Below are 1,058 nucleotides of genomic sequence, written 5' to 3' on the forward strand. Positions count from 1 at the left end.
GTGCCTGGATCGTTGAACGCCGAACGCGGCTCGGATCCGGACAAGGAAGCAAGCTGGTAATCGGCCGCACCGACCTGGGCATTGGCCTCGTCGAGCACGGCCTTGACCGCATCCGGCCTGGCCATCTCGGGCCGCGCCGTCGGCAGCACCGAGAACGCATCGGTCGCCGTCTTGCTTTGATCAGCCGTCTCGGCCAGCGCCATCAGCACATCCTTGCTGGGCGCCGCAGCCAAAGCGGCCGGCAGCGAATTGTCGGGACGCCATGTCGGCAACGGTATGTTGTTGACCGCGACCTGGGCCGGATTAGCCGAAGCCGTTGCATCGGCCACGCCGAAAGGAACGCTCGCCGGCGCATGCGCGGTCGCCACGGCCTGCTCGGTGGTGGCTGTCGCCTCCGCCATCGCAAAAGGAACATTCTCAGGCTGCTGAGCGCCGAGATCGGCTTTTGGCCGCGGTGCGAAATCCGGCAGCGGAACGCTTCGGGCCGGCAATGCGGCGATGATCGTCTCCGGCGTGTCCTCTTCCGGCTCCGGAGCCTGCTGCTCGGCCACCTGCGGAATCTCGGCGCGCCGCGCATTCTCCGGCGCCACGATGGCAATGCCCGGGAGGTTGCTGGTCTTGGCTGCTGCTGCCGGCTTCAGGTTTCTCGCCTTGGGCGGGGGGGCCGCCGAAGCGGTCTGGACATCGGCGCTGTCTTCGGCCTCGTCGTCGCCGCCGCCGAAGAATGCCGACAGGAAGCCACCTGACTTCTTGCCGCTGCCGCCGGCGCTGGCCATCTCGATGGCCGGCGAGCCTGAACCCTTGCGCGCCTTGTAGGAGGCGAGCGCCTGCTCAAAGCCGGGCAGCGGCCTGCCGTCGCTCGGCACATGCAGCGTCTTGCCATTGGGGAACAGGCTGACCAGTTCCTGCCGGCTGATACCGGGCCAATGGCGCACATTGCCGATATCCATGTGGACGAACGGCGAACCGGATGACGGATAGTAGCCGACGCCGCCGCCCTGCATCTTGAGACCGATGTTGCGCAGCTTCTTAAGCGGCACGCCGGGAATATAGAAATC

The 1,058-nt window shown here is 66.6% G+C and carries 1 protein-coding gene; it reads right to left on the minus strand.

The window, feature by feature from the left end:
• Positions 1-1,058: DUF882 domain-containing protein (locus EN984_RS35715; RefSeq protein ID WP_127384413.1), on the minus strand; the 1,058-nt coding region annotated here is incomplete at both ends.

Source organism: Mesorhizobium sp. M7A.F.Ca.CA.004.12.1.1 (assembly GCF_003997835.1).
In the GTDB taxonomy this organism is placed as follows: Bacteria; Pseudomonadota; Alphaproteobacteria; order Rhizobiales; family Rhizobiaceae; genus Mesorhizobium.